The sequence below is a fragment of the Vibrio albus genome, from assembly GCF_003144035.1.
Classification (GTDB): domain Bacteria; phylum Pseudomonadota; class Gammaproteobacteria; order Enterobacterales; family Vibrionaceae; genus Vibrio; species Vibrio albus.
The window spans coordinates 455178-481800 of record NZ_QFWT01000001.1; the positions used below are offsets into that span (position 1 = coordinate 455178).

24 protein-coding genes are annotated in these 26623 nt (G+C 48.5%); 1 reads left to right on the top strand and 23 read right to left on the bottom strand.

What is annotated here, in order from left to right:
- Positions 1-133 precede the first annotated feature (133 nt).
- From truA to fabB, 5 genes are all read right to left on the bottom strand, one after another.
- Complete coding sequence (truA, locus tag DI392_RS01965; protein WP_109318220.1) at positions 134-928, bottom strand: tRNA pseudouridine(38-40) synthase TruA; 795 nt, start codon at positions 926-928, stop codon at positions 134-136.
- Positions 929-1072: 144 nt separating this feature from the next.
- A complete protein-coding gene (locus DI392_RS01970) occupies positions 1073-5008 on the bottom strand; it encodes a FimV/HubP family polar landmark protein (protein ID WP_109318221.1) in 3936 nt (1311 codons plus the stop codon).
- A 162-nt stretch (positions 5009-5170) separates the two neighbouring features.
- Entirely contained in the window at positions 5171-6184 is a 1014-nt protein-coding gene (locus tag DI392_RS01975) for an aspartate-semialdehyde dehydrogenase (protein ID WP_109318222.1), read from the bottom strand.
- Positions 6185-7315 (bottom strand): 4-phosphoerythronate dehydrogenase, encoded by a 1131-nt coding sequence (locus DI392_RS01980; RefSeq protein WP_109318223.1) that lies wholly within the window; start codon positions 7313-7315, stop codon positions 6185-6187.
- Positions 7316-7435: 120 nt separating this feature from the next.
- Positions 7436-8647 (bottom strand): beta-ketoacyl-ACP synthase I, encoded by a 1212-nt coding sequence (gene fabB, locus DI392_RS01985; RefSeq protein WP_109318224.1) that lies wholly within the window; start codon positions 8645-8647, stop codon positions 7436-7438.
- Positions 8648-8805: 158 nt separating this feature from the next.
- Between fabB and mnmC the strand changes: the two genes are divergently transcribed.
- Positions 8806-10848, top strand: a complete 2043-nt coding sequence (gene mnmC, locus DI392_RS01990; protein WP_109318225.1) for a bifunctional tRNA (5-methylaminomethyl-2-thiouridine)(34)-methyltransferase MnmC2/FAD-dependent 5-carboxymethylaminomethyl-2-thiouridine(34) oxidoreductase MnmC1 — start codon at positions 8806-8808, stop codon at positions 10846-10848.
- Between the two features lie 37 nt (positions 10849-10885).
- Here mnmC and DI392_RS01995 read toward each other — a convergent pair whose 3' ends face one another.
- The 18 genes from DI392_RS01995 to cheY form a co-directional block, all read right to left on the bottom strand.
- Complete coding sequence (locus DI392_RS01995) at positions 10886-11710, bottom strand: MlaA family lipoprotein (RefSeq protein ID WP_109318226.1); 825 nt, start codon at positions 11708-11710, stop codon at positions 10886-10888.
- A gap of 62 nt (positions 11711-11772) precedes the next feature.
- Positions 11773-13002, bottom strand: a complete 1230-nt coding sequence (gene ccmI, locus DI392_RS02000) for a c-type cytochrome biogenesis protein CcmI (protein ID WP_109318227.1) — start codon at positions 13000-13002, stop codon at positions 11773-11775.
- Positions 12999-13487: a cytochrome c-type biogenesis protein gene (locus DI392_RS02005; RefSeq protein WP_109318228.1), complete on the bottom strand. Its 489-nt coding sequence runs from the start codon at positions 13485-13487 to the stop codon at positions 12999-13001. Before DI392_RS02005 ends, ccmI begins: the two co-directional genes overlap by 4 nt.
- Complete coding sequence (locus DI392_RS02010) at positions 13484-14056, bottom strand: DsbE family thiol:disulfide interchange protein (RefSeq protein ID WP_109318229.1); 573 nt, start codon at positions 14054-14056, stop codon at positions 13484-13486. The genes DI392_RS02005 and DI392_RS02010 overlap by 4 nt, the downstream gene beginning before the upstream one ends.
- Positions 14049-16034, bottom strand: coding sequence for a heme lyase CcmF/NrfE family subunit (locus DI392_RS02015; protein WP_109318230.1), 1986 nt, complete (start codon positions 16032-16034; stop codon positions 14049-14051). The genes DI392_RS02010 and DI392_RS02015 overlap by 8 nt, the downstream gene beginning before the upstream one ends.
- Positions 16031-16516 (bottom strand): cytochrome c maturation protein CcmE, encoded by a 486-nt coding sequence (gene ccmE, locus DI392_RS02020; RefSeq protein ID WP_109318231.1) that lies wholly within the window; start codon positions 16514-16516, stop codon positions 16031-16033. Before ccmE ends, DI392_RS02015 begins: the two co-directional genes overlap by 4 nt.
- Complete coding sequence (gene ccmD / locus DI392_RS02025) at positions 16513-16719, bottom strand: heme exporter protein CcmD (RefSeq protein WP_109318232.1); 207 nt, start codon at positions 16717-16719, stop codon at positions 16513-16515. Before ccmD ends, ccmE begins: the two co-directional genes overlap by 4 nt.
- Positions 16720-16724: 5 nt before the next feature.
- The gene (locus DI392_RS02030) at positions 16725-17477 is read right to left on the bottom strand and encodes a heme ABC transporter permease (protein WP_109318233.1); all 753 of its coding nucleotides are present in this window, start codon (positions 17475-17477) and stop codon (positions 16725-16727) included.
- Between the two features lie 119 nt (positions 17478-17596).
- Positions 17597-18265, bottom strand: a complete 669-nt coding sequence (gene ccmB, locus DI392_RS02035) for a heme exporter protein CcmB (RefSeq protein WP_109318234.1) — start codon at positions 18263-18265, stop codon at positions 17597-17599.
- A 1-nt stretch (position 18266) separates the two neighbouring features.
- Entirely contained in the window at positions 18267-18887 is a 621-nt protein-coding gene (gene ccmA, locus DI392_RS02040) for a cytochrome c biogenesis heme-transporting ATPase CcmA (RefSeq protein ID WP_109318235.1), read from the bottom strand.
- A gap of 196 nt (positions 18888-19083) precedes the next feature.
- Complete coding sequence (locus tag DI392_RS02045) at positions 19084-19593, bottom strand: DUF2802 domain-containing protein (RefSeq protein ID WP_425445673.1); 510 nt, start codon at positions 19591-19593, stop codon at positions 19084-19086.
- An 8-nt stretch (positions 19594-19601) separates the two neighbouring features.
- The gene (locus DI392_RS02050; RefSeq protein WP_109318237.1) at positions 19602-20096 is read right to left on the bottom strand and encodes a chemotaxis protein CheW; all 495 of its coding nucleotides are present in this window, start codon (positions 20094-20096) and stop codon (positions 19602-19604) included.
- A gap of 80 nt (positions 20097-20176) precedes the next feature.
- Positions 20177-21271 carry a chemotaxis protein CheW gene (locus tag DI392_RS02055; protein WP_109318238.1) on the bottom strand — a complete coding sequence of 365 codons (1095 nt, stop codon included), beginning with the start codon at positions 21269-21271 and terminating at the stop codon, positions 20177-20179.
- Entirely contained in the window at positions 21264-22040 is a 777-nt protein-coding gene (locus DI392_RS02060; RefSeq protein WP_109318239.1) for a ParA family protein, read from the bottom strand. Before DI392_RS02060 ends, DI392_RS02055 begins: the two co-directional genes overlap by 8 nt.
- A 10-nt stretch (positions 22041-22050) precedes the next feature.
- Positions 22051-23154, bottom strand: coding sequence for a protein-glutamate methylesterase/protein-glutamine glutaminase (locus DI392_RS02065; RefSeq protein WP_109318240.1), 1104 nt, complete (start codon positions 23152-23154; stop codon positions 22051-22053).
- Between the two features lie 10 nt (positions 23155-23164).
- Complete coding sequence (locus DI392_RS02070; RefSeq protein ID WP_109318241.1) at positions 23165-25429, bottom strand: chemotaxis protein CheA; 2265 nt, start codon at positions 25427-25429, stop codon at positions 23165-23167.
- A 9-nt stretch (positions 25430-25438) separates the two neighbouring features.
- The gene (locus DI392_RS02075; RefSeq protein ID WP_109318242.1) at positions 25439-26158 is read right to left on the bottom strand and encodes a protein phosphatase CheZ; all 720 of its coding nucleotides are present in this window, start codon (positions 26156-26158) and stop codon (positions 25439-25441) included.
- A gap of 53 nt (positions 26159-26211) precedes the next feature.
- A complete protein-coding gene (cheY, locus tag DI392_RS02080) occupies positions 26212-26580 on the bottom strand; it encodes a chemotaxis response regulator CheY (protein ID WP_109318243.1) in 369 nt (122 codons plus the stop codon).
- Positions 26581-26623: the final 43 nt, after the last annotated feature.

The following is a 26623-nucleotide window of genomic DNA, read 5'->3' on the forward strand; positions in this document are numbered from 1 at the left end:
ACGGATTAAATCACAGATTGCGCTTTCTGTGGATCAAAAACTGGTTGTACCTATCCGTAATACCGTTTAATAACCCAATAAACTATCAATTTTGGATACCAGTTAACACCGATAGTTCCGTTATTTTCGATATTTAGCTCAATTCGTCCGGTAAAAACAATGGTCCCAAAGGAACAACCGGCAAGCCAAATTCGTCAGGATAGTCCACATCAACCAGGTACAGTCCTTCTGCTTTTGCCGTTGCTCCGGCCAGCTTCCGGTCTTTTGCCCCCAGTAGCCACTGGATCCACTCCGGTTCCTGATCACCTTTTCCTACGGCTATAAGACTGCCGGCAATATTGCGCACCATATGATGCACAAAGGCATTCGCCTTGATATCAATCACAACATAATGACCGTGGCGGGTCACATTCAAGTGCATAATATTCCGCCATGGACTGCGTGACTGACAGTGAACCGCCCGGAAAGAGGTAAAATCATTTTCTCCTAACAAATATTGGCCAGCCTGATGCATTCTGTCGGCATCCAACTCATTATGATAATGACTGACCCCGGAAGACAAAATTCCCGGCCGGTAGGCATGGTTAAATATAATATAGCGATAGCGACGTGCTGTTGCACTAAAACGAGCGTGAAACGCCTCCGGAACCTCTTTAGCCCAGCGAACCGCAATATCTTTAGGAAGATTAGCATTTACGCCCATAGTCCACGCGACCATTTTTCGGCTGGCACTGGTCTCAAAATGAACGACTTGCCCCGTACCGTGAACCCCGGCATCGGTCCGTCCCGCACACTGCACTTCAACCGGACCATTAGCAACAACAGAAAGCGCTTTTTCCAGCTCCTGCTGAACACTATTGGCATGTTTTTGTCTCTGCCAACCGGAATAATGCGTTCCGTTATATTCGACACCTAATGCAACACGCATGCTAATTTACCACTTAATCTGAAAAACGGGCACGAGTATATACCTAACCGGCTTTCTAAAACAAACCCCGGCGTGACTGCCGGGGCCTGATAAACGGGTCAAGTATTACTATTCATCCGTATATGATGACGGATTCGTCAACCATTACTGATTATTTAGTTTATCAATCAGTGCCTTCGCTTCCTGACGAATACCATCTTCACCATAGACGATCGCCTCTTCCAGTAACTTAATGGCCCCTTCTTTATCATTCATCTCAATGTAGATTTTTGCCATATCCAGTTTCCCCGCAGCTTCTGAATCAGAATCAACATCAAACTGGTCAACACTACCAATGACATCCGGGAACTCATTCAGGCCAACGTCCAAGTCCAACTCTTCCTCATCCGGATCGACAGCTTCCTCCGAATCAACCTGAGCCATCAGCTCTTCAACACTCATAAACTGACTTGTTTCGTCAGACAACTCATGGCTGTCAGGTTGCTGTCCCCAGTCTTCTTCTGAGACTTGCGGATGCTCAGCCTCTGTATTCCAGATGTCCAGCTGATCTTCGGGGATATCACTCGAGATATCGGCCTGCTGCTCTGGTGACAGAGTGAAGCCGTTCCAGTCTTCACTTTCTGCCAACATGGCATCAATATCCATTCCTGCGCTATGGATACTGTCTTCACTTAAGTTAACGTCATCAAACGGCAGTGGTTGCTGATCATCGCCCTCGCTAAGCAGCTCAGCCATTGAGGCTGAGTCATTCAGATCTTCAAACTTTTTTGGATGGTCGTCCTCTGGCTCTGGCTCTGGCTCTGGCTCTGGCTCTGGCTCTGGCTCTGGCTCTGGCTCTGGCTCTGGCTCTGGCTCTGGCTCTGGCTCTGGCTCTGGCTCTGGCTCTGCAGCGAGTATGCCTTCGTCTGGTTCTTCTTCCAGTAAATCTTTCAGAGCTGCCGTTTCATCATATTCGCCCAACTCATCATCGCTGATATCAACCAATTCCTGTTCGGGTTGAATTTCAGGTGCATCTGTCTGAGTTTCTTCTTTTAGCGCATCCTTAAGGGCTTCCTCCTCACCATATTCAGGAAAATCCAGATCATCAAAGTCGTCCAGTGTGATTTCTGGATGCTCTTCTTCTGCTGGTGCATCGTCAAATACCCAGTCTTCATCCTGCGGTATACCAAACTCGTTAGGAACTGCGCCAGTTTTCTCTTGGTCGTCGGGTATATGGCTCTCAGGCTGCACATAAGGAGACTCAGTATCCGGTTCCTGTTGAGGTTTAGGTTGAGGATCATATTCATCAAACTCAGACATAAAGCTGTCAATTTCATCCAGATCATCTGGTTCACCGCTGCCTGAATCGTCCTCCAGACTCTCCATAAAATCTTTTGCAAATAAAGATTCTTCTGCCTCAGCGTCAGAACTCAGCTCCGAAGCTGATTCTTCAAATAACTGGTCCAGTAATTTTTCCGTTCCGGTATCCTGATTCGTAAGGGCATCGTCATCCGGTAGCAGCTCTTCATTTTTTGAGCCGGAATCTGAGGTCAACTCATCAAAATTGATCAGTTGCTCACCTTGTCCTTCATGAGGTACCTCACCCTGAGCTTTACCTGACTCTGCCTTTGTATCATCTTCCGCCGACTCCTCTAAGAAATCATCCAGTAAGTCTGAGCTGTCTTCCTCTACCTTAAGGTCGTCTTCTTCCGCCGACTCCTCCAAGAAATCATCCAGTAAATCTGTACTGCCTTCTTCTAACTTAAGGTCGTCTTCTTCCGCCGACTCCTCTAAGAAATCATCCAGTAAGTCCGAGCTCTCTTCTTCTACCTTAAAGTCATCGTCTTCTGTGAACTCCTCCAAGAAATCATCCAGTAAATCCGTACTGTCTTCCTCTACCTTAAAGTCATCCTCTTCCTCGAACTCCTCTAAGAAGTCATCCAGTAAGTCCGAGCTGTCTTCTTCTACTTTAAAGTCATCGTCTTCTGTGGACTCCTCTAAGAAGTCATCCAGTAAGTCTGTACTGTCTTCTTCTACCTTAAAGTCATCGTCTTCTGTGGACTCCTCTAAGAAGTCATCCAGTAAGTCTGTACTGTCTTCTTCTACTTTAAAGTCATCCTCTTCTGTAGATTCCTCTAAGAAGTCATCCAGTAAGTCTGTACTGTCTTCTTCTACTTTAAAGTCATCCTCTTCTGTGGACTCCTCTAAGAAGTCATCCAGTAAGTCTGTACTGTCTTCTTCTACTTTAAAGTCATCCTCTTCTGTAGATTCCTCCAAGAAGTCATCCAGTAAGTCTGTGCTGTCTTCTTCTACCTTAAAGTCATCCTCTTCCGGGGACTCCTCTAAGAAATCATCCAATAAGTCAGAGCTCTCTTCTTCAAGCTTAAAGTCATCCTCTTCTAAAACGTCATTCGAAAGAGAGGCTTCCTGCTGAGTTTCATTCAGAAGTGCATCAATATCATCGATATTGTTCAGAATATCATCGGGTGACGCCTGTTCATCCTGCGGCTCCTGGAGATCGAAAGCAGTGTCTTGCTCATCCTCATCTGAAAGCAAAGCATCAAAATCCATATCAGATACAGGCTCGGCTTTTCCATCGTCAGCCTGTGAATCAACCTGGCTAAACAGCTCATCCAGCATCGACTGATCAAGCTCATTCGCATCCAAAGCCTCATGAGGTTCATCTACCGCCAGCAGTTCATCCAGCTCATCATCTGATACTTCTGCACTGTCCTCCGAAAGATCGAAGTCTTTCAACTCATCATCAACATTAACAGGAGCTTCTTCATCAAGAGCACGCTCCATTTCTTCAAGACTCAGGGCTTGCTCACTACTATCGACGCTCACACCGGAGGCACTGGTATCAAGATCCAGTTCTGTATCAAGATCACCATTGTCATCAATACTTGCAAACGGATCGTCTTCATCCCCATCATCCAGGTTAAAGTCTGACTCAGAAAGATTGGCAAAAATATCGTTTTCTGCTGACGTCTCATCTTTTCCGTCAAAACCAAAGTTTTCTTCAACGTCAAGATCTTCATCAGCGTCCAAAAGATCATCACCCAGTAAAACGTCGTTATCCAGATCGTCATCCAGGTTAATATCCGGTACATCTTCATCCATCAGAGAAGCAACATTCTGTTCTTCCTGCGGCTGGATAGCTGACTGTTCCGCCGGAGCGGTTTTACGGGTAAGCAGGAGGATGATAATCATCACCAAAAGAAGACCCGGAATTAACGCCAGAAGTACCAAAGCCCAAGTATTATCCAGCAACGTCTCTAACATCGTTGGCTGCATGGCCTGCTGTTCGGCGGTTCTCTGGCGCTCTTGTTCAAGCATTTTCTCTACTTCAGAGCGTATACGGCTTTCATCACCGAGCTCACCTTTGAGGTTTTCTACCTCACCCCGCACCTCCGAAAGCATCAGACGCAATTGATGATTTTTTTCTTCCAGAGCCAGCAGCTCGTTCTGAGAATTTGTCAGCTGATTTTCCATAGCAGACACAGCCGGTGCTGGTTTGGCTCTTTCTGCAACCTCTTTTTCCTCAAAATCAGGCAGCTTCTGTACCGGTGTTGCAACCACGACGTCATTCTTTGCTGGCGTTGGTTCTGCAGACTCAGGAGATAATGCTGGCTGAGGTGCTCGCTCTGCCGCAGGTTCTGGTGCCCGGGGAGGCTGACTATTTAATCGTGCCTGATGTTCGTTAAGGATTCGGATAGCCTCTTCGGTACTTTCCGCCTGTACCTGAAACTGTGATGGAACTCGTAGTTCACTACCCGGTATCAGCTCATGGATATTCTGATTCTCAAATGCCTGAGGATTCAGCCGGTAAATGGCCAGCAGAGTCTGCTGAACGCTAAACTGATTATTTGGCCGTAATCGGGTCGCGATAGACCATAATGTTTCATCCTGCCTGGTCGGCCCATATGTATCTGCCGCCTGAGATTGTGAATCCCGGACTATTGATTGAGAATACTGAGGTGCTGACTGAATCTGCCCGTCAGGACCGACTACCCGAATGGCTTCGGCTCCCACCGTCGGAGTCTGTGTTGCGAGGAATAAGGCTAAAGGCGTGAGTAAACGCTTTAGGAACTGATGCATATAAGGCCCGGCTTTTGCTGTCTGATAAAAACTTTAGATCTGCTAAATATATCGGATAACTATAAGAAAACTATAGGATGCAAATAAAAAAACTGCATCTGTATCTACATTATTTAATTTTTAGAACAATAAAGCCCCATAAAAGGGGCCTTATTGAGTGAGTTAGAAATAATCCCGGATGAGTACTTCCGCGATTTGAACGGCATTCGTGGCAGCACCTTTACGCACATTATCCGCGACCACCCAAAGGTCAATTCCGCTATGGTGGCTGATATCATTGCGGATCCGACCTACCATCACATGGTCTTTTCCACCAGCATCACGTACCTGTGTTGGAAAATCTTCCCCATGGAAAACTTCAATGCCGTCTGTCTGCTCCAGTAACTGTGTTACCTGCTCTGCATCAATCGGAGCACGCGTTTCCAGGTGTACGGACTCCGCATGACCATAAAATACCGGCACCCGCACACAGGTCGGATTCACCGCTATAGAAGCATCATTGAAGATTTTTTGGGTTTCCCAAACCATCTTCATCTCTTCTTTGGTATAACCGTTATCCATAAAGGTATCGATTTGAGGAATACAGTTAAATGCAATCTGCTGGCTAAAGGCTTCCGGTTCTGCTGGCATACCATTCAACAGTTTCGCTGTCTGTCCCGCTAACTCATCAATGCCTTTCTTACCAGCACCCGCAACAGACTGATACGTTGACACATTAATGCGGTCAATGCCCACTGCATCATGAATTGGTTTGAGTGCCACCAGCATCTGGATGGTTGAACAGTTCGGGTTTGCAATGATGTTGCGGTTGCGGAATTCCGCGATAGCTTCCGGGTTTACTTCCGGAACCACCAGCGGCACATCATATTCGTAGCGGAACTGAGAAGAGTTATCTATCACCACCACACCTTCATCTGCCGCGATCGGAGCCCACTTTTCGGATAGCTCACCACCGGCTGAGAACAGAGCAATGTGCACCTGCGACCAGTCGAAATCTTCCACATTTTGTACGCGAACCGTTTTTCCGTTGAACCGGTAGGTTTTCCCCTCGCTGCGTTCACTGGCAAGCAGATACAGTTCTCCGACCGGAAACTCTCTCTCTTGCAGCACCTCTACCATGGTTTCTCCGACAGCACCTGTCGCACCAAATACCGCAACGTTAAACTTTTGGCTCATCTATTTCACCTCAATCTGAAAACCTAATTCAGCCAGTGGCTGTAAATTGCATTCTGAATTACCTGTCAGACAGACCGCGCTATATTCGCGTCTGTCCCAGTAATCTTTACGCATTTTGTCAAACGCCCCTGCCGGGCCTATCAGCCGACGGAACTGGGCGTCGTCTTTGCGCACATCATAAATCAACTGGATAAGATTGTGCAGTGTTGCTTCGTCCCATGCCCGTTCTAGTCTGACCTGAGGAACGGGTGCAACGGGAAGCAACTCGCTGGCTTCTGCTCTCTGCTCTCTGCCCAGAAACGCACAAAAAGCATTAAAAATCATGGTTGTACCCCGTGCTTTACCTTCTAGACCATACCCGGCAATATGCGGAGTGGCAAAGCTCAGTAAAGGCAGCAGCTCCATATCCACGACCGGTTCTTCCTCAAACACATCAAGTGCAGCGCAGAAACCATCGTTCTGCTGCAGACGAGCCTTAAGTGCCTGATTGTCAACCACCGGACCGCGGGCTGCATTAATCAGGATTTGATCAGCTCTTAATGCATTCAGTCGCGATTCATCGAGCAAATGATGAGTAGGAAAGTCACTCTCGCAAGTGATTGGCGTATGCAGGGTAATCACATCGGACTGTTTTAGCAGACTGTCCAGTGGAGTAAACTGACGCGGATCACCAGCTTGCTCTTTTGGCGGATCATTCAGCAGTACCTTGATTCCTATCCCTTTCAGGCATCGTTCCAGATAAGAACCCACCTGCCCGGCACCAATAATACCCACCGTCTTTTCAAACACGGAAAAGCCGTGCTGCTGTGCCAGCACCATTAACACACTGAATACGTATTCAGCCACGCCCACTTTATTACAGCCCGGAGCCGCAGTAAAAAAGATGCCTTTTTCCCGCAGCAGAGTCTGATCAACATGGTCCATACCAGCGGTTGCGGTACCAACAAATTTAAGCTTATCCGCTTTTTCCAGCAGTGCTGCGTTTACTTTTGTCACGGAGCGGATCATTAGTGCATCCACACCGACCAGGTCATCTGCCGTCAGGGTTCGGCCCTGCTTGAGGATGACTTCTCCAAGCTGGCTGAACAAACCTTCGGCATAAGGCATATTCTCGTCAATTACTATTTTCATTTTGTTAGCTGATGTTTTTTATTTGCAAGCATTGTAGTTTTTTTACCGGAAAGATGTAAGGAGGGAATAAAAAAGCCCCGGCTCAAATAGGCCAGGGCTTAGCAAAGCAAATATTATCAGTTATGCCTGATATTTTTTGATTACCAGTGTTGCGTTAGTGCCACCGAAACCAAAGCTGTTAGACATTACGGTTGTCAGCTCCTGATCACGACGCTCAGTCACGATATCCAGACCTTTCGCCGCTTCGTCCAGCTCGGTGATGTTGATACTTGGCGCAATAAAGCTGTGCTCAAGCATCAGCGTTGAGTAAATCGCTTCCTGCACGCCGGCTGCACCCAGAGAGTGGCCAGTCATTGCCTTAGTTGCAGAAATAGCCGGGCAATCGCCGCCGAAGATTTCCTGAATCGCCTGCAGCTCTTTACCGTCACCAACCGGTGTTGACGTACCGTGAGTGTTCACGTAATCGATCTTATCAACATTTTCCATCGCATTACGCATACAACGTACCGCACCTTCACCAGAAGGTACTGTCATGTCATAACCGTCAGACGTTGCACCGTAACCTACGATTTCACCGTAGATCTTCGCACCACGTGCCAGAGCGTGTTCCAGCTCTTCAACTACAACCATACCGCCGCCGCCAGCGATAACAAAACCATCACGGGTCGCATCGTAAGTACGCGATGCGGTTTCCGGTGTATCGTTGTATTTAGTAGACAGTGCGCCCATCGCGTCAAACATCATGGTCTGGCTCCAGTGCAGCTCTTCACCGCCGCCCGCGAATACAACGTCTTGTTTGCCCAGTTGGATTTGCTCAACCGCGTGGCCGATACAGTGTGCAGATGTTGCACAAGCCGAACTCATTGAGTAGTTAATACCCAGTATTTTAAACGGTGTCGCCAGACAAGCAGACACTGTTGATGACATAGTACGCGGTACCATATATGGCCCCACACGACGTACACCTTTTTCACGCATCGTATCGGTTGCGATAAGCTGGTTGTGGGCAGATGCACCACCAGAGCCAGCCACGATACCTGTACGAGGGTTAGAAACCTGATCTTCGGTCAGGCCTGCATCAGCGATAGCCTGCTCCATAGAAAGGTAAGCATAAGCAGCCGCATCACCCATAAAACGCATCTTCTTACGATCGATGTGATCAGCAGGGTTGAGTTTAACATCACCCCAAACCTGAGAACGAAGACCCATCTCTTTAAACTGCTCTGATGCTGTGATGCCAGATTTACCCGCCTGCAGAGATGCTAACACTTCCTCTACGTTGTTACCGATGCTGGAGACAATTCCCATGCCTGTGATAACGGCTCGTTTCATGTTACTTTCCTATCAATCTGTTAAAACTGCTAAATAATAACGAAGATACTGACGACAAGTGGTCAGCTTTCCCCAATCATTAGCACATTCCTGAACAAAGAAGTACAATCCCGTAAAATTAAATCGGCCCTTAGGCTACAAGCAATTACAGAATCATTATGACTTCAACTAACGATGCATCGTCCAATCGTGCACCTATACGCAATGCGAAGCTGGACTGGAACGATGCCGGCACTCCCGTTTCCGATCAGTTTGATGACGTCTATTTCTCCAACGTCAACGGACTGGAAGAAACTCGTTACGTCTTTCTCCGGCAGAATCATCTCCCGGAACGGTGGCATAATTTTGACCAGCGTCGCTTTGTGATCGGAGAAACCGGATTCGGTACCGGGCTCAACTTCCTTGCCGTATGGCAATGGTTTGAGCAATTCAGGGCCGAAAATCCTGACTCCACATTGCAAGAACTGCATTTTATCAGCTTTGAGAAGTTTCCGCTAAGTAAGGATGACTTAATTAAAGCACATAGTTCCTGGCCAGAGCTTTCAAAGTACGCACAGCAGTTGCAAACCTACTATCCGCTGGCTCTTCCGGGCTGCCACCGCCTTGTCCTGGCCGGAGGTGCCGTTACGCTGGATCTCTGGTTTGGTGATATCAAAGATTGTATGCCTCAGGTACCGGTTAATCCGTCTGGCTGTATTGATGCCTGGTTTTTGGATGGTTTTGCCCCTAGCAAGAATCCGGAAATGTGGAATCAGAACCTGTTTAATGGAATGGCCAAACTGGCCAAACAAGACTGTACCTGTGCTACCTTTACCGCAGCAGGTTTCGTACGCCGGGGACTGATAGAAGCAGGCTTCGATATGAAGAAGACCAAAGGCTTCGGTACTAAACGGGATATGATTATTGGTACGCTAACGGATAAAAAGCCCTACACCAATATCTCCCCATGGGTTGCCCGTCCACAGAATAACACCATCCATGATGTGGCGATTATCGGCGGTGGTATCGCCAGTGCGACTCTGGCCGACACGTTATGCAGGCGTGGTGTATCCGTCACCCTGTATTGTGCTGATGACCAGCCAGCAGAGAATGCCTCCGGTAACCGCCAGGGAGCCATCTATCCGCTGCTTAACGGTGATCATTCCGGGTTATCCAGAGTGTTTGCTCCGGCGTTTCTGTTTGCCCGCCAGTATATTCAGCAGGCGGCAGAGCATCTGGATTTCGCCCATCAGTGGTGTGGTGTCACTCAGTTGGCATGGAGTGAAAAAGCAGCCGATAAGCTGGATAAAATGCTGGAAGGTAATTTCCCTTCAGAGGTAGTGACCAAACTGTCAGCGGAACAAACGACAGAAGCCATCGGGCTTCCAGTGTCGGTGGAGAGTGTCAGCTATCCGCTTGGTGGCTGGCTCTGCCCGAAAGAGCTGACGCAGGCGATATTCACCGAACGTCAAAAGGAAGGACCATTCTCGGCGCACTTCAATACTCATATTGAACAGCTTAAATTCGATATGGGGACCAAACAGTGGATGCTGACGTCCGAAGGCGAAACGTTCCGGCATCAGGCCGTAGTCGTGGCGAACGGACATCAGTTCAGCCAGTTTGACCAGACGGTCTCCATTCCCGCGTCACCGGTAAAAGGTCAGGTGAGCCATATACCGACCACACCGACTCTGCAACAGTTGAAGACGGTACTCTGTTACGACGGATATATGACACCACACAATCCGGATGATCAGCTTCACTGTATCGGAGCCAGTTTTGACCGGGAACAGATTGATCAGGATTTTGATGCTCAGGCTCAGGCAGACAACAAGGCCAAGTTACAACGCAGTGTGACGGATCAAAGCTGGCCGGATGACGTCAATGTCAGCGGTAATGAATCCAGGCAAGGCATCCGCTGTGCCACGCGGGATCACCTCCCTTATGTGGGCAATGTCTGCAACCTGGAACGAGTACTGCAAGACTATGCCAACCTGCAACAACAGCAGGATAGTGCGGCACCGGTCGCCGATTATCCTAACCTGTACTGTATTATCGGACTCGGCTCACGAGGGTTGTGTTCCGCTCCGTTGATGGCAGAAACATTAGCATCACAAATCTGTGGAGACCCACTGCCGCTATCAACAGCAGAGCTGGAAAACCTTCACCCGGCAAGAATGTGGGTCAGAAGGTTGTTAAAAGGCCGGCCTATCGTGAAATAGCCCGGCCTGTATAATCTGATCTTATCTGGATGAAGGTTTAAAACTCTTCATCCAGATAGTCATCCAGAAACGCTTCTTCTTCCAAATCCACGGCTTCCGGTTCTAAATCCGCTTTATAATCCTGTCGCTGCAGATAAGCGTCTCTGGTAAAGGCATAAGGATCCGGAGAAGCATTCAACATCGGCTCTTGTGACACGACTGACGCTCTCGACTCCATTGCCTGGAAGACAAATTTGCTCACCGAGCCCCAGAAATTCAGATAAGAGAGCGGGAAATACATCCCATCAACAAAATCCGTGGTATTGCGCACAGTCGTCGGCCCGTATCCTGGCAGCATCACGTAAGCACCGTGACCAACACCGTAGTGACCAATAGCATCACTGAAACTGCGGTTATCCTCATTAGGGATCCCGACAGCGCCGGCAAAGTCAAACAAACCAAACACGCCGAAAGTGGTATTCATCCAGAAACGGTTGAAATGATTGACGGCTTCTTGTCCGTTTCCCATCACCAGATTATTCACCACGCTGGCAGGTTCATCCAGGTTGGAGAAAAAATTGCCAATCCCGGAACGAATAAAAGAGGGAGTGTAATTGACGTAAGCCAACGATACCGGCCGGATAATATAAGGGTCGAGGTAATGGTAGTTGATGTCCCACATACTACGGTTAAAGCCTTCGATAGGATCATGCGGGTGAGACTCTGAATCTGCAGAATCCTGTGTCTCAGATTCCGTATTCGTTACCGTTTCTGAATCATCTGCCACCAAACCAGTACTCGTCGAGTCCGGAGCAGCAGAGCACCCCGTCACCAACAATCCCACGAGCAGCACAAACATTGCCCGACATCTCAAAACAGCCATAAACCAACTTATCCCTGAATAAAAAACTGGATAAACCAGACAGAATTTTATAATAGGGAGTATTAATACTTGTTCTTGATGGTGATTGCAACCTGTTCACCCAACTTCATAATGGCACTGGTACCAAACCAGTCCCCTTCCTGAGTGGCGACATTACCGTCGATATCAATGCGCGCTTTGACCTGAATCGTTTCCAGTTCCGATAAGCTCTGTCCCTGCATCATCGCGGAAGAGTCGTCCAGTATTACTGTGCGCGGAAACTGCCCTACCGGATAGCGAGCTGCTGCAACGGGCACAGGACTGCCTTTGCCATCAGTTACCGATACAATCAATGCGGCTTCTGCCGGATAGTGTACATCCGGAGCCAGCGATATCGTCACCGGAATTTGGATGCCGGACTGGCTCGCCGCTCCCAGTTTACTTTTCGCACTCTCAATACTGCGCTCCAGCATCGTATAACGGCTGTCTTCCGGCCCAACCAGTTGTTGCATGATGTGCCAGTACTGAATCGCCATCTCAAATTCCTGTTGCTGGTAAGCATCGAATGCCAGCATCGAATACACTCTCAGGTCCGCATAATTTTCCCGGACTAAATCCATCAGAATGCTGCGACCTTCATTCTGATCGACCTCGTTTCGGGACATCATCAGCGCCTGAGCAAACCCAAGCCGGATATCCGGATCCTCGGGTTTCAGCTTATACGCCTTTTTCATCGCATCACCACCGGTTTGCAGATCCTGTCCGGATAAGGCGACACGCCCAAGAAGCAACCAGCCTTCAGCATCTTCGGGCATGTCGTACAGCCGGGTTCGCAGACCAAGTATGACATTCTGCATCTCCGTTTCTGACAGTTCGTCCCCTCTGCCGGACATCAGTTTTTCCAGCAATGGATTCAGGTTGCCGCGAGCTTTCTGCCACCTTTCCACTTCAGGTAATGCACCAACGGTAGTGTAGATACCATAAGACAGAGCAAACAAGACCAACACCGATGGCAAAAAGAGACGTATTGGAGAAGTCGTGACCGCTTCTTCTTTTTTATGGCGATCAGCCTCTTCAGGAGGAATATCATCCAGCAGCGACTGTTTAAGGTCCGAAATCAGATCGTCCTGTTCTGACGCTATGCCGCTTTCAATTTCCTCATTCAGCTCATCAATCCTATCCGTGTAAAACGCTTTGTTGAGTTGATCCCGCTCAGCCTTGGCGTCATACCGGCTCTGGCTGAACAAAGGGACAGCCAGCATCAGGCAGGCAAAGAAAAGTACCATACCGGTCAATAACCAAAATACCGTCATCGCTTACCTCCATTCTGACGATCCTTCAGGAGATCCTGTAAGCGGGCTTCTTTTTCAGAATCCCACTGGCGCTGCGGCTGATCTGATAGCGTTTTTTTACGACTGTTCATCACCATGATGGTAAAGCCCAGTATCACAACCAGCAAAGGGCCAAACCACAACACGGCAGTCGCCAGCGTAAACGGAGGATCATAGGTAACGAAATTTCCATAGCGATCAGTCATGTATTGCACAATCTCTTCAGAGCTCTGCCCCTCGCGGGTCATTTCATACACCTTTTGCCTGAGATCCTGAGCTATCTCTGAATTAGAATCACCGATTGTATTATTCTGGCATTTCGGGCAACGCAGTGTGCTGGTAAGCTCTTTAAATTGTTCTTCCTGATGTTTTGTTTTGAAATCATAGACATCAATCGCTGCCTGAGCGAAGGCAGAGAATATCAGCCAGCTACTGACCATCAGCAACACACATTTCACTGGCCTCATAGCCCGGCCTCCTGATGATCCTTTGTCCCCTGAAGTAACTCTGTATACATTGGTGCCAGTACCGCCTGCCAGTTTTTGGCATTAACATCTCCAACATGACGGTAGCGGATTACACCGTCAGAATCGACCAGATAAGTTTCCGGAGCACCGTACACCCCCAGATCCAGCCCAAGCATACCATCACCGTCATACAGGCTGATTAAATATGGATTACCCAGTTCATTCAACCAGTCAACGGCCTTCTGTCTGTCGTCTTTGTAGTTAAGACCGATGATCTTAACCCCTTGTTCGGCCAGCTGATTCAGGAACTGATGCTCGGCATAGCAGGTTGGACACCAGGTTGCCCACACATTGATAAGCAAAGGCTTACCGGTAAACACAGACTGGTCATACAGCTTGCCTGGCTCCACTAAATCTTCCAGGCGAAATGCGGGAACAGGTTTGCCCACCAGCACCGACTCGAGCTTCGTCGGATCGTCACCCTCAGCATTCCGGCTTAGTTGTACGACAAAGACCACCACCAGAATCAGAAACAGCGCCAACGGTAAAAACAGGATTTTTTTATTCATTATTTGTCTCCGGTTTCATCGGAATACTGGCGTTTTCTGACCGGTGCCGAAATCGATAACGCTTATCACTGATAGCAACCACACCACCCAGAGCCATCAACAGACTTCCAAGCCAGATCCAGCGGACAAACGGCTTATAATGCAGACGCACCGCCCAGGACTGACCGTCGTCCAGCCTTTCACCCATCGCAATATACAGGTCGCGGGTTAACCCCCAGTCTATCGCCGCTTCGGTCATCATAGACCTTGCGGTACGGTAAAACCGTTTTTCTGCATGCAGCATGGTGACATATCGGTTATCACGGGTGATCTCGAAATCAGCGATAAAGCCATCATAATTAGGGCCGTCTTTCTGGCGTAACCCTGCAAAATAAAAGCGATAATCATTGATCTGGTAACTTTCCCCCGGAGCCAGACGCACATCCCTTTCCTCGCTGTAATTCTGCACCATAGCAATACCAATAATCGACACCGCAAGGCCAACATGCCCCAGAACCATCGCCCAGTGACTGCGCTGCAAGCGACGGATACCCTGAATTAGCGTGTACCGGTGCGTGGCTCGCTGATAAAGCTCGTAGCCATGCAAAACGATAATCCACCAGGCCATCACCCAGCCAAGGTAAGCCAGAGCAAAAAAGCGTTCAGCCAATAACCATATGCACACACCGCCCAGCCCCAGTGATACTATTCCGGAAATAAGCATCGGTTTGGCCAGCGTGGTTAATCTGTCACGTTTCCAGCGTATCAGTGGCCCGATACCAAGCAGGAAAGCGAAAGGAACGATAAGCCAGGTAAACAGGGTATTGAAAAATGGTTCACCGACGGAAACCGAGCCCATCCCCAACTGCTTGTGCACCAGCGGTAACAATGTGCCGATAAACACCACCACCAGTGCTGCAATCAGCAGGACATTATTAGCCAGAAGCGCATTTTCGCGCGAAAACAGAGCATAATGACGGTTTGCCCGTACGGCCCCACCTTTCAGCGCAAACAGCAACAGAGAGCCACCGATCACAACGATAAGAAAGCCAAGAATAAACATCCCCCGGGCAGGGTCCGATGCAAATGCGTGTACCGACACCAGAATACCCGAGCGCACCAGAAAAGTGCCCAGCAGACTGAGAGAAAAAGCGGATATGGCCAGTAACACCGTCCAGGCTTTAAACGTGCCGCGCTTTTCCGTTACGGCCAGAGAATGCATCAACGCGGTTCCGGCCAGCCACGGCATAAAAGAGGCGTTTTCCACCGGGTCCCAGAACCACCAGCCACCCCATCCAAGCTCGTAATAAGACCACCATGATCCCAAAGCGATACCCAGTGTCAGAAACAGCCAGGCTGCCGTGGTCCACGGACGTGACCAGCGGGCCCAGGCCGTATCCAGCCGCCCTGTCATCAGTGAAGCGATGGCAAACGAAAAAGCCACAGAGAAGCCGACATAACCCATATACAGCATAGGAGGATGGATAATCAGGCCGGGATCCTGAAGCAGCGGATTCAGATCACGACCATCGACCGGGAAAAACGGCAGTGTACGCAGAAAAGGGTTAGACGTCAGAATAATAAACAGGAGAAAACCGACATTAATCATCCCCATCACAGACAGAACACGTGCAACCGACTCCTGAGGCATATTACGGCTGAACACGGATACCGCCACGGTCCAGGAAGCCTGAATCAGCACCCAGAGTAGTAAAGAGCCTTCATGGGCTCCCCATAACGCAGTCAGCCGGTAAAACCACGGCAGTTCACTGTTGGAGTTACTCGCGACATATGTAAGCGTAAAATCATTGGTATAGAACGCCCATAAGAGGACACAAAAAGAGAACAGCAACAAACCAAACATTCCCCATGACAGTGGCCTGGCTGTCGCCATCATCGCCTGAGAATGGTAAATTGCGCCAAGTAAAGGTAGTACGCTCAACAATATCGCCATCGCTAATGAGACGATAAGAGCAAAGTGACCCAGTTCAGCTATCATTGGCCGCTCCCTGCCATCTGTTCATCCGAATACTTCAGCGGTTCATGCACTTTTTCCATCGCTTCAGCAACGTCCGGCGGCATATAGTCCTCATCATGCTTGGCCAGCACTTCAAAGGCTTCTATCACTCTGGCGCTTTTCAGTACGCCCTGAGCGACAATACCTTGTCCTTCGCGGAAAAGATCAGGAAGAATGCCATCATATTCAATGGTCACTGCGGGGCCGACATCAGCCAGTTTAAAGCGCACTTTCAACGATGAACTTTCTCTTTCGACGGTGCCGTTGACCACCATGCCACCAATCCGTAACCGCTGCCCTACCTCCGGCTTACTGCCGTCGGGTTTACCATAAACAATTTCTGTCGGCGTATAGAACAAATCCATATTCTGATTCAGAGCATACAACACCAGTCCCACTGTCGCACCGAACCCAAGCACCAGAATCAGATACAGGCCGAATCTTTTCTTACGTCTCGGATTCATAGTGTATTCTCCAACTTCTTCGCCGCCGCAATACGCGCCTGACGACTCTGCTTATCCCGGACAGCCCGGATAATACACCTGCCGTCCCGTAAACTTTTCACCAGTAAAATCAGCATTGCCGACGCCGTAAACCCAAAAGCACTCCAGACATAACTTCCATACCCACCCATGCTAAGCAAATCACTGAAAGACTGAAAAAACATGGCAATTACCTCCCGGACTGACTGACAGCAGACACCATTTCCTGAACCCACGGCCGATGGCTTTCCCTGGCTAAAATTTCATTCCGGAAACGAATCAGAGTAACGACCATGTAGAAAAACAGAAAACCAAAAATATTGATGATCAGGGGCCAGAGCATGTTGCCTGACATAGAAGGTTTCTCAAACTTGGTAATGGTGGCTCCCTGATGCAGGGTATTCCACCATTCAACAGAAAAATGAATAATAGGCAGATTGATAACACCTACAATAGCCAGTATACCGGCAGCCTTAGCGGCTTTTTTATGATCATCAAATGAATGATAAAGGGCAATGACGCCAAGATATAAAAACAGGAGAATAAGCTCCGAGGTCAGGCGGGCATCCCATACCCACCAGGCTCCCCACATAGGCTTACCCCATATGGCCCCGGTCACTAATGCAATCAGAGTGAATGCAGCACCGACAGGAGCCATCGCCGATGCTGCCATACCAGCAAGACGTACCTGCCATACCAGCCCGACAAACGCCGCAACCGCCATAGAAAAATACACGCCCATAGACCAGATTGCAGCCGGAACGTGAATATAAATGATCCGAAAGCTGTTTCCCTGCTGATAATCAGCCGGGGCGAACAACAGCCCCCAGACCGTCCCCGTCATTAATAATGCAATCGCTATCACTGAAAACCAGGGGAGCAACTTTCCGCACAACTGATAAGTCACTTCAGGCTTTGAATAGGGATGAAGCCATTTCCACATAGTTGTTACTCGCTTTTTAACGCTTTCATCTTAATTAACCTTACCATCTTTATGGGAATCCTATTCTTCGTCGCAGCAAACACAATACCCATAAAGTGTTGTTTTATCTCAAACTTAGTTTAGGTCACACTTACCCTTAAGGCTGCACTGATTGCAAAAGGGGTAAAAGTGATGGCCCCTGCCAGCATTGCACCCAGTATCGCCAGTTGCCCGCTATATGGCATACCCAGACCGGCAGCATCAATTGCTGCTGTCGCAAAAATCAAAACGGGAACGTACAGCGGCAGGATCAACAAACTTAACAATACCCCCCCTTTTCTTAATCCGACAGTCAGCGCGACTCCGATAGCTCCAATAAAACTTAATGTTGGTGTGCCCACCAGTAAAGTCAGCACCACGGCCAGCCAGGTAGAAAAATCCAACGACAATAATACCGCCAGAAGCGGGCTAATCAGAATCAAAGGTAACCCGGTGAGAAGCCAGTGAGAAATCACCTTTGCGATAACCACTAAAGGCAGAGGCAGGGGTAAAAGCATCATCTGCTCAAGTGTACCGTCGTGAAAATCATCTCTGAACAGCCTTTCCAGAGACAGAAGCGCAGCGAGCAATGCAGCAACCCAAACAATGCCGGCGGCAATGCGGGCAAGTAAATTAGGCTCAGGTCCGATACTGAGGGGGAACAGTGTAATAACGATAATAAAAAACCAAAGCGGGTTCAGAATATCGGCCTGCCTTCGAAAGGCAATCAGTAACTCTCTGCGGATAATAGCGAACATACAACTCAGCATATTATTCCCCCAGTCTAATCCTTCGCAACTGCTCAGAATGAGTAAACATATCCTGATGGGTGGTCAGCACCACCATGCCTCCATTATTTGTGTGACTGAGAAACAACTGCTCCAAAACCCGCACACCCTGCTTATCGATTGCCGTCAGGGGCTCGTCGAGAATCCAGAGTGGCTGCTTACTCATCCATAAACGGGCCAGAGCAACACGTCGCTGCTGACCGGCGGATAATTGCGCCACCGGAATATCTTCCCGCCCTGCTAATCCTACCTGAGCTAATACCGACCATATCTCATCCTGATCCGCGTGACCTGCCGATGACATTGACTGATAAAATGCCAGGTTTTCGTACCCGGTCAGCTCTCTCTTTACTCCGGCCAAATGCCCAAGAAAAAGCAGATCCTGATGATACTGATCCCGGATAGCCTGAACCTCATTTCCGTTCCACAATACTTTTCCACCATCACTTTCACCCAGTCCCGCGATGATTCTCAGTAAAGTTGTTTTTCCGCTGCCATTTCTCCCTTCAATCTGTACCAGTTCTCCCGGGTGAACAGAAAAAGACAAGGCATCGAACAACACCCGTTCACCCCTGACTGACGATAATTCGGAAACTTCTAACATAGACCATCACAAGTTACTGATTGAATTTATATATTAGCATACGCTTTAATGAGAAAGGTGACATCACATGTACTCACGACACAAAAACAGAGAAAATTTATAAAAAAATAGGCCTCCTGGGAGACCTATTGAAAACTATGATTGTTCACTGTGTGTACCATGCAGAATACACCGTCTTTCCAACAACTCAGTTGGATTAACGCTTCAGGTTGGCTCTCCGTTTGCGTTGTTCCCCGGGCTTAGCCTTAGCCGTATTTGCCGCTCCGCTGAGTGGTGGCACTTTTTCTTTACCGGCTAATTTATTCTGCAGAGACATCATCAGTTCAGCTTCCGCTTTCGGCAGTTCGCACTCTTCAATCAGTTCATTAAGATCGGCCCCAAGCTGTACCATTTTACTGGCACGAGAATACAAGCGGCTGTCTGAATCAGTATGTTCGAGTTCAGTCACCCTCTCATGCAGGTGCTGAATAATATCCTGCTGCTCAGACACTTTTTGTCCTAAACCAACAACAACTGAACGTACTTCAAGTAACTGATTATTGGCTTTCTGAACTTCTTTCTCGAAATGTCGAATGTCCTGTCTCTGTCTGTCAATGGTGCTCTGTAACCCTTTCCGGTTACGCCGCCACAAAAGTAGCAGAATACAAACCACGAACACACTTCCGCCAGCAATGAGCGGAAGTCCGAGAACGTTAGATTGAAACAGTTCCAGCATTACAGGTGAGCCATTTCGTCCCACTCTTCATCGGTCAGAAGTTTATTCAGGTCAACAAGAATCAACAACTTACCATCCCGGTTACTCACACCCTGGATAAACTTAGCACTCTCATCTGTACCGACACTTGGTGTCGTATCGATTTCAGACGTGCGCAGATAAACCACTTCAGCCACGCTATCGACCAGGATACCGATAACCTGACGTTCAGATTCAATAACAATAATACGAGTATTATCGGTGATTTCACCCTGCATCAAACCAAAACGAGAGCGGGTGTCGATAACAGTAACAACATTACCGCGCAGATTGATAATACCCAGAACGTAATCTGGAGCGCCCGGTACCGGTGCTATTTCGGTATAACGGAGTACCTCGCGAACCTGCATTACGTTAATGCCGTAAGTCTCTTCTTCCAGTTGGAAAGTTACCCACTGAAGTACCTCGTCATTTACCTGATCTTTTTTAACTTCTACTTCATTAACCTGAGACATGTTTTATCCTCTTTGTGTCACTATCGACAACCTTTCTTAACTATTCCGGCATGCTACTACAGTTCTAGACGCCAGGATGATTAATTCAGCGCTTTAACATCCAAGCCAGCATTCAACATTGAGATCATGGCTTCAACATGAATTAAGGCACACATTTTTTCTTTGACCATACCGGCGAGCCATGGGCGTTTACCGGCCTGTTCACGCCAGCGAACTTTTTCTGTATTCAGCAACTCAGTTCCCTTTAACTGAGTTGAGGCTAATCCCCACTTGCTTTCGCCCAGCATAACAACGTACTGATATGCCTCTTTGTAAGAATCATCGATCAATCTGTCAGACATCACCCATTTTGCGGTGTCCACGACATCCAGTTGTTCTTCTTTATTCGTCTGCAGACCAAGATACCAGGCCGGACGTCCAATAAGGTGACTCATTTCACCAATGCGGTGGATTCCCCCAAGTTCATCCAGAGGTACCGCAAAGGTCACACCGTTCACGTCAAAGTACAGTACCTGAAAATCTTCTCCGCGCTGCGTACTTTCCCAGTTCTCGCTTAAAGAGGCTCCTGGTGCTGTCACCGGTTCTGTCTGGGTGTCTTCAGAGACTAGCTCTTCCGATTCCATTACCTCGTCAGAAGCCAGCTCTGTCGTGATAGCAGCATCCGGCTCAACGACTGTCGCTTCTTCAACAGCCTCGTCCGGCAAGGCTGAAACATCCCATTCCTGAATTTCTTCAACAGGTGTAACCTCTGCCTGTTCATCTGCAACAACCGCTATTTCAGATTCTGTATCCAGAATCGTCTCAATATCCGCGTCTGTTGAGTTATTCAGCGACTCAAGCTTATCCAGAAGCTTCTGGATATCGTCCAGATCCGGCGCGTCAAGATCGGCATACTCCACTTCATTATAGGAAGCATTATACCCAGCATGTAACTGCGTTTGCAGTTCTGGTACTTTTACCGCGCTTTCTTTCGCTTTACCGTCTTTGGATTCAGATACGCCTTCTTCCTGAACGGCCTGCTTTTCCGCTTGCTCCTGAGCCCCGGTAGCAGCTTGCTCTGATGTACCAGAAGCTACTCCCTCTGGCTGCTCATTCCATTCCTCGTCTAAAAGCGCAGTGAAGTAATCATCCAGGGCTTCTTCGCCTGACAAAATATGTGGAGCTTTATCACTCATTTATCACCAACCTCTCAAGATAAATAAGCAGCTGCTTATAAGCAAATACCCCTCGGCTCCCTTCTGCAAAATGGGACGCGGGCAGATTACGCAAACTCGCATCTCTGAATTTCGTATCGATAGGGATCGCTGAACTCCAGACCTGTTCAGGGTAATCCTGTTTTAATTGTGTCAGGGTTTGCAAAGAGGCCTTTGTGCGTTTGTCATACATGGTGGGCACAATGGTTGTTTTGAAGCCACGCTGTCTCGATTTTTGCATGATAGTCAGCGTGCGTATCATTCTCTCCAACCCTTTCATTGCCAGAAACTCAGTCTGAACCGGGATCAGAATACGATCACTGGCAGCAAGTGCATTAACCATCATCACCCCGAGAATAGGAGGACAGTCAATCAGGACATAATCGTAATCCTCATGCACCGCCATTAACGCTCGCTTGAGAATAAGCCCCATACCGTTCCGGTTACCCATTACGCGATCCAGAGTCGCCAACGACATATGAGCAGGTATGAGATCAATCCCCTCGATTTCAGTGCTCAACACCATTGACGAAACGGACTCTCTGGAAATGTCCGGTAGCTGAAACAGGTCAAATAAGCTTTTTTCGACCGCGTCAGAATCAAACCCCAGATAGGTCGTCAGCGAAGCGTGCGGATCGGTGTCAACCAACAGAACCCGGTTTCCCTTCTTGCTCAGCAAACCAGCAAGCGTTACCGTAGTGGTGGTTTTTCCTACCCCGCCTTTCTGGTTTGCCACACTCCAGACAATCATTCAGAGCCCCCTAAGCAAGACCAACTTCAACAAGTATCCGCTCAGAGATACGTTCTAATGGTAGATCTTCTGACGAAATCCCCGCCTTTGCTACAGCCTGCGGCATGCCATATACTACACAACTTTCTTCATCCTGAGCCCAGATAGTAGAGCCTGCAGATTTCAGCATACGTGCGCCTTCCCGGCCATCCGCTCCCATACCGGTAAGCACCATGGACAACACTTTGTCCTGATAGACTTTGGCTGCCGAACCGAAGGTGACATCCACACACGGCTTATAATTCATTCTTTCGCCACCATCGACAATCCGCAGTCTTGCGGAGCCAGGGCGTCCTTCTATCATCATTTGCATGCCACCCGGAGCCAGATAAGCCACACCAGGTTTCAATACATCACCGTCCTGCGCTTCTTTCACCTGAATTTTGCATAAAGAGTTCAAACGAGCCGCAAATGCTGAAGTAAACGTCGCCGGCATGTGTTGGATCAAGACAACAGGGTGAGGATAGTTCGATGGCAGTTTTGTCAATATTTTCTGCAACGCTACCGGGCCGCCTGTCGAGGTTCCGATAGCGGTCAACTGATACTTTTTCCCCGTTGCTCTGAATCTGGCAGCTGGCTTAGCCGCCGCTGTCACCGTACTTTTCTGATTGAGAGATGGAGAACGCGATACAGAAGGTGCTGTCGGCGTTACCGGTGCTCTGCGACGCATAAAAGCGCGCTTACGTGCAATTTCAAGAACTCGCTGCTGCAACAATTGAGTCGCCTCATCCCGGTTACGGGCGATATCTTCAAATTTTTTCGGTAAAAAATCTAAAGCTCCCGCATCCAGAGCGTCAAGGGTTGCTCTGGCACCGTCGTGAGTCAAAGAAGAGAACATGAGGATGGGCGTTGGCTGCGCTTTCATTATTTCACGCACAGCAGAGATGCCGTCCATAACCGGCATCTCAACATCCATAGTCACCACATCAGGCTTCAACTGAGTAACTTTCTGTACTGCCTCTTTGCCATTAACAGCAACATCAATGACTTCCAGGCGAGCATCAGAATTAATTATTTCGCTCACTCTGCGACGGAAAAAGCTCGAATCATCAACAACTAGTACTTTTACTGCCATAGTTTCCTTCTTACATACGAGATCGGGTCGCGTATTCTTTTAATAAATTAGGCACATCCAGAATCAGCGCAATATGACCATCACTGGTAATTGTTGCACCCGCCATTCCAGGCGTACCCTGCAGTAGCTCATCCAGGGGCTTAATGACGACTTCTTCCTGTCCAATCAGGGTATCGACAACGAAACCAACCCGCTGACTACCAAGCTGTACAATAACCACATGCCCATGGCCACCTTCACGGTGATCACGAATACCCGCTTGTGGTACCAACCAATTCTGCAGATAAAAGAGTGGAATGGATTTGTCCCGCACGATGATGGTCAGTTGCCCATCGACAACGTTGGTCTTACTCAAATCCAGGTTAAAGATTTCATTTACATTGGACAGAGGTAACGCAAATGGTTGTGTACATACGCCCACCATCAGAGTCGGCAAGATGGCCAGTGTCAGAGGAACTTTGATAGTAATTTTTGAGCCTTTGCCCAGCTCCGAATCGACATCAACGGAACCATTCAGTGTATTGATAGCCGTCTTCACTACGTCCATCCCTACACCACGCCCGGAGATGTCTGAAATTTGTTCCTTACTGGAGAAGCCTGGTGCGAAGATCAAATTGAAACATTCTTTATTCGTCAGGCGTGACGCCGCTTCCGCATCCATCAGGCCGCGTTTTACTGCAATGTTTCGCAGTTTATCCGGATCCATACCTGCACCATCATCTACGATGGACAGTTCGATATGGTCACCTTCCTGAGAAGCAGACAATGTCACTTTACCGGTACGGGATTTACCCGCTTTAACCCGCACGTCCGGTAGCTCAATACCATGGTCAACAGAGTTACGAACCAAGTGAATCAGTGGATCAGCCAGAGCCTCAACAAGGTTTTTATCGAGATCTGTATCTTCACCACGCATTTCCAGAACGATGTCTTTCTTCAGGTTTCGGGCCAGGTCACGAACAACGCGAGGGAAACGACCAAAGACCTTTTTAATCGGCTGCATGCGGGTTTTCATTACCGCACCCTGAAGATCCGCTGTCACGATATCCAGGTTGGATACCGCCTTAGACATCTCTTCATCATTTCTGTTCAGGCCAAGGCTGACAAGACGGTTACGCACCAGCACCAGCTCTCCCACCATATTCATGATGGTATCCAGTGTCGATGTATCCACACGAACCGTGGCTTCAGCCTGAGGTTTTATCGTTGCAGGTGCTTTCTTTTCTTTCTCAGGCTTCGCGACCGGCTGCGATGCCTTAGGAGCAGGCGTCGTGTTAAGCTCCGGCGTTGGTTCTGCCACATGAACCGTAGGCTGAGGTTGCTCCGGCTCTGTAGGTTTACTGTCTGTTATATTCGCTGATGCGGGCCTGGTTGCCATATCCAGCTCTTCTGCTGACGGGCCTTTACCTGCACCATGTAACTGATCAAGTAGTTTCTCGAACTCGTCGTCCGTCATCAGGTCATCATCAGCTTCGGATGCGCTGACAGAAGATGAAGGTGAAGATGGAGCAGGCGATGGAGATGCTCCTGCTTGCGAATTGCCTGAAATACCGGGAGCACCGCCCTTACCGTGTAATTCGTCCAGCAACTTTTCAAACTCATCATCGGTAATATCATCACCAGAGCCGCTTACAGAAGTACCGATATCTGCCACTGACGCTATGGTTTCAGGAGCTTCTGCTTTCGAACCAGGCGCACCTCCTTTACCATGTAATTCATCCAGTAGCTTTTCAAACTCGTCTTCCGTGATCTCATCGATAGACTCACCCGAAGTGATGGGTTCAGACCCTGCGCTCGAAACCTGAACGGGCTCGGGCTCCTGAGGCTGCTCAGGTACCGGAGGGGCTTCTGCCACAGGTGGTTCAGGCGTTTGCTCTTCTGCTCCGGCTGGCTTACTCAAACGATGTAATTCTTCCAGTAATGCAGGCTCAGCGGGTTCCAGAGGCTCTCTGTCCTGAACCGCTGAAAACATCACGTTGATAGTGTCCAGAGCCTGAAGAATTGTATCCATAAGATCTGAAGTGACCTGACGCTGTCCGTTTCTCAGGGTGTCAAATACGTTCTCAGCCCCGTGACAAGCATCAACCAACTCTGTTAAAGAAAGGAATCCGGCTCCACCTTTTACGGTGTGGAAACCGCGGAAAATTGCGTTTAACAGCTCTCTATCTTCCGGGTTGTTTTCCAGATCAATCAGCTGTTCAGACAGCAGCTCCAGTATTTCCCCGGCTTCGACTAAAAAGTCCTGAAGGATATCTTCATCCAGTTCATAGCTCATAAATTACCCTTAGAATCCAAGACTCGATAACAAGTCATCGACATCGTCCTGAGATGAAACAGCATCTTCTCGTTCATGAGGATTCATTATCGGACCCTCAGCTTCCGTGGAAGCCTTTCGAGCTTCCTCAGATGGTATATCTGGCTGTTCAACACCGAACGCGGTTACTATATCAACCAGTCGCTCTTCAACTTCACGTACCAACTTAATGACTCTACTTATAATCTGGCCGGTCAGATCTTGAAAGTCCTGAGCCATCAGTATATCGGTCAGTTGAGTACGTAGTTCTGTACTGTCTCCTTCTACCTGAACCAGTAACCTTTCGATTTCGTGGCACAGAGCTTTGAATTCAGCAAGGGCAAGACGCCCTCTCATCAGCTCATTCCAGGCGGGCCTGACTTGCAGCAGGCACTCATGAAGGTTATCTGCAATCGGGAGAGAGCTTTCTACGGCGTCCATAGTCCGGTTAGCCGCGGTCTCTGTTTTCATGATGACATACTCTAACCGGTCCCTTGCATCAGGAATTTCTTCCCTGGCAATTTCACTCATCCGAGGATCGTTTTTGAACTGGTCGAGCGCATCGTGCAAGTGCCTTGTCAGATGACCGACTTCCTGAAGCATAGGATTATCTTTGCCCAGAAGCAGCGACTGAACAATTTCGTTGGCTTCATCCTGCTGACCATTTTCCAGCAGTTCCACCATCTGTTTAGCTTGTTCTAATGAAATCATCCTGAAAGACCCTTCCAACGCAGTATTTGATATTTTCAATTATTATCAATGTATTACAAACGTTCGAAGATCTTATCAAGCTTCTCTTTCAGCGTTGCCGCTGTGAATGGCTTAACAATATATCCGTTCACCCCAGCCTGAGCGGCTTCGATTATCTGCTCGCGTTTTGCTTCTGCTGTTATCATAAGAACAGGCAGATGCTTCAGCTCATCATCAGCACGGATATTTCTGAGTAGATCAATGCCCTGCATACCTGGCATATTCCAGTCCGTCACAACAAAATCAAACTCACCATTTTTCAACATTGGTAGCGCAGTCAAGCCGTCATCTGCTTCCTGAGTGTTGTTGAAACCCAGATCTCGCAGCAGGTTTTTTACAATTCGGCGCATTGTTGAAAAGTCATCAACAATGAGAATCTTCATGTTTTTATTCAAAATTACCTCCACTGAGGTTCAATTCAGTGTA

Bases quoted from the DNA above. Each gene is read 5' to 3' on its own strand.
- truA (WP_109318220.1), bottom strand. From the start codon at position 928: ATGCGTGTTGCATTAGGTGTCGAATATAACGGAACGCATTATTCCGGT.
- DI392_RS01970 (WP_109318221.1), bottom strand. From the start codon at position 5,008: ATGCATCAGTTCCTAAAGCGTTTACTCACGCCTTTAGCCTTATTCCTC.
- DI392_RS01975 (WP_109318222.1), bottom strand. From the start codon at position 6,184: ATGAGCCAAAAGTTTAACGTTGCGGTATTTGGTGCGACAGGTGCTGTC.
- DI392_RS01980 (WP_109318223.1), bottom strand. From the start codon at position 7,315: ATGAAAATAGTAATTGACGAGAATATGCCTTATGCCGAAGGTTTGTTC.
- fabB (WP_109318224.1), bottom strand. From the start codon at position 8,647: ATGAAACGAGCCGTTATCACAGGCATGGGAATTGTCTCCAGCATCGGT.
- mnmC (WP_109318225.1), top strand. From the start codon at position 8,806: ATGACTTCAACTAACGATGCATCGTCCAATCGTGCACCTATACGCAAT.
- DI392_RS01995 (WP_109318226.1), bottom strand. From the start codon at position 11,710: ATGGCTGTTTTGAGATGTCGGGCAATGTTTGTGCTGCTCGTGGGATTG.
- ccmI (WP_109318227.1), bottom strand. From the start codon at position 13,002: ATGACGGTATTTTGGTTATTGACCGGTATGGTACTTTTCTTTGCCTGC.
- DI392_RS02005 (WP_109318228.1), bottom strand. From the start codon at position 13,487: ATGAGGCCAGTGAAATGTGTGTTGCTGATGGTCAGTAGCTGGCTGATA.
- DI392_RS02010 (WP_109318229.1), bottom strand. From the start codon at position 14,056: ATGAATAAAAAAATCCTGTTTTTACCGTTGGCGCTGTTTCTGATTCTG.
- DI392_RS02015 (WP_109318230.1), bottom strand. From the start codon at position 16,034: ATGATAGCTGAACTGGGTCACTTTGCTCTTATCGTCTCATTAGCGATG.
- ccmE (WP_109318231.1), bottom strand. From the start codon at position 16,516: ATGAATCCGAGACGTAAGAAAAGATTCGGCCTGTATCTGATTCTGGTG.
- ccmD (WP_109318232.1), bottom strand. From the start codon at position 16,719: ATGTTTTTTCAGTCTTTCAGTGATTTGCTTAGCATGGGTGGGTATGGA.
- DI392_RS02030 (WP_109318233.1), bottom strand. From the start codon at position 17,477: ATGTGGAAATGGCTTCATCCCTATTCAAAGCCTGAAGTGACTTATCAG.
- ccmB (WP_109318234.1), bottom strand. From the start codon at position 18,265: ATGCTGAGTTGTATGTTCGCTATTATCCGCAGAGAGTTACTGATTGCC.
- ccmA (WP_109318235.1), bottom strand. From the start codon at position 18,887: ATGTTAGAAGTTTCCGAATTATCGTCAGTCAGGGGTGAACGGGTGTTG.
- DI392_RS02050 (WP_109318237.1), bottom strand. From the start codon at position 20,096: ATGTCTCAGGTTAATGAAGTAGAAGTTAAAAAAGATCAGGTAAATGAC.
- DI392_RS02055 (WP_109318238.1), bottom strand. From the start codon at position 21,271: ATGAGTGATAAAGCTCCACATATTTTGTCAGGCGAAGAAGCCCTGGAT.
- DI392_RS02060 (WP_109318239.1), bottom strand. From the start codon at position 22,040: ATGATTGTCTGGAGTGTGGCAAACCAGAAAGGCGGGGTAGGAAAAACC.
- DI392_RS02065 (WP_109318240.1), bottom strand. From the start codon at position 23,154: ATGGCAGTAAAAGTACTAGTTGTTGATGATTCGAGCTTTTTCCGTCGC.
- DI392_RS02070 (WP_109318241.1), bottom strand. From the start codon at position 25,429: ATGAGCTATGAACTGGATGAAGATATCCTTCAGGACTTTTTAGTCGAA.
- DI392_RS02075 (WP_109318242.1), bottom strand. From the start codon at position 26,158: ATGATTTCATTAGAACAAGCTAAACAGATGGTGGAACTGCTGGAAAAT.
- cheY (WP_109318243.1), bottom strand. From the start codon at position 26,580: ATGAAGATTCTCATTGTTGATGACTTTTCAACAATGCGCCGAATTGTA.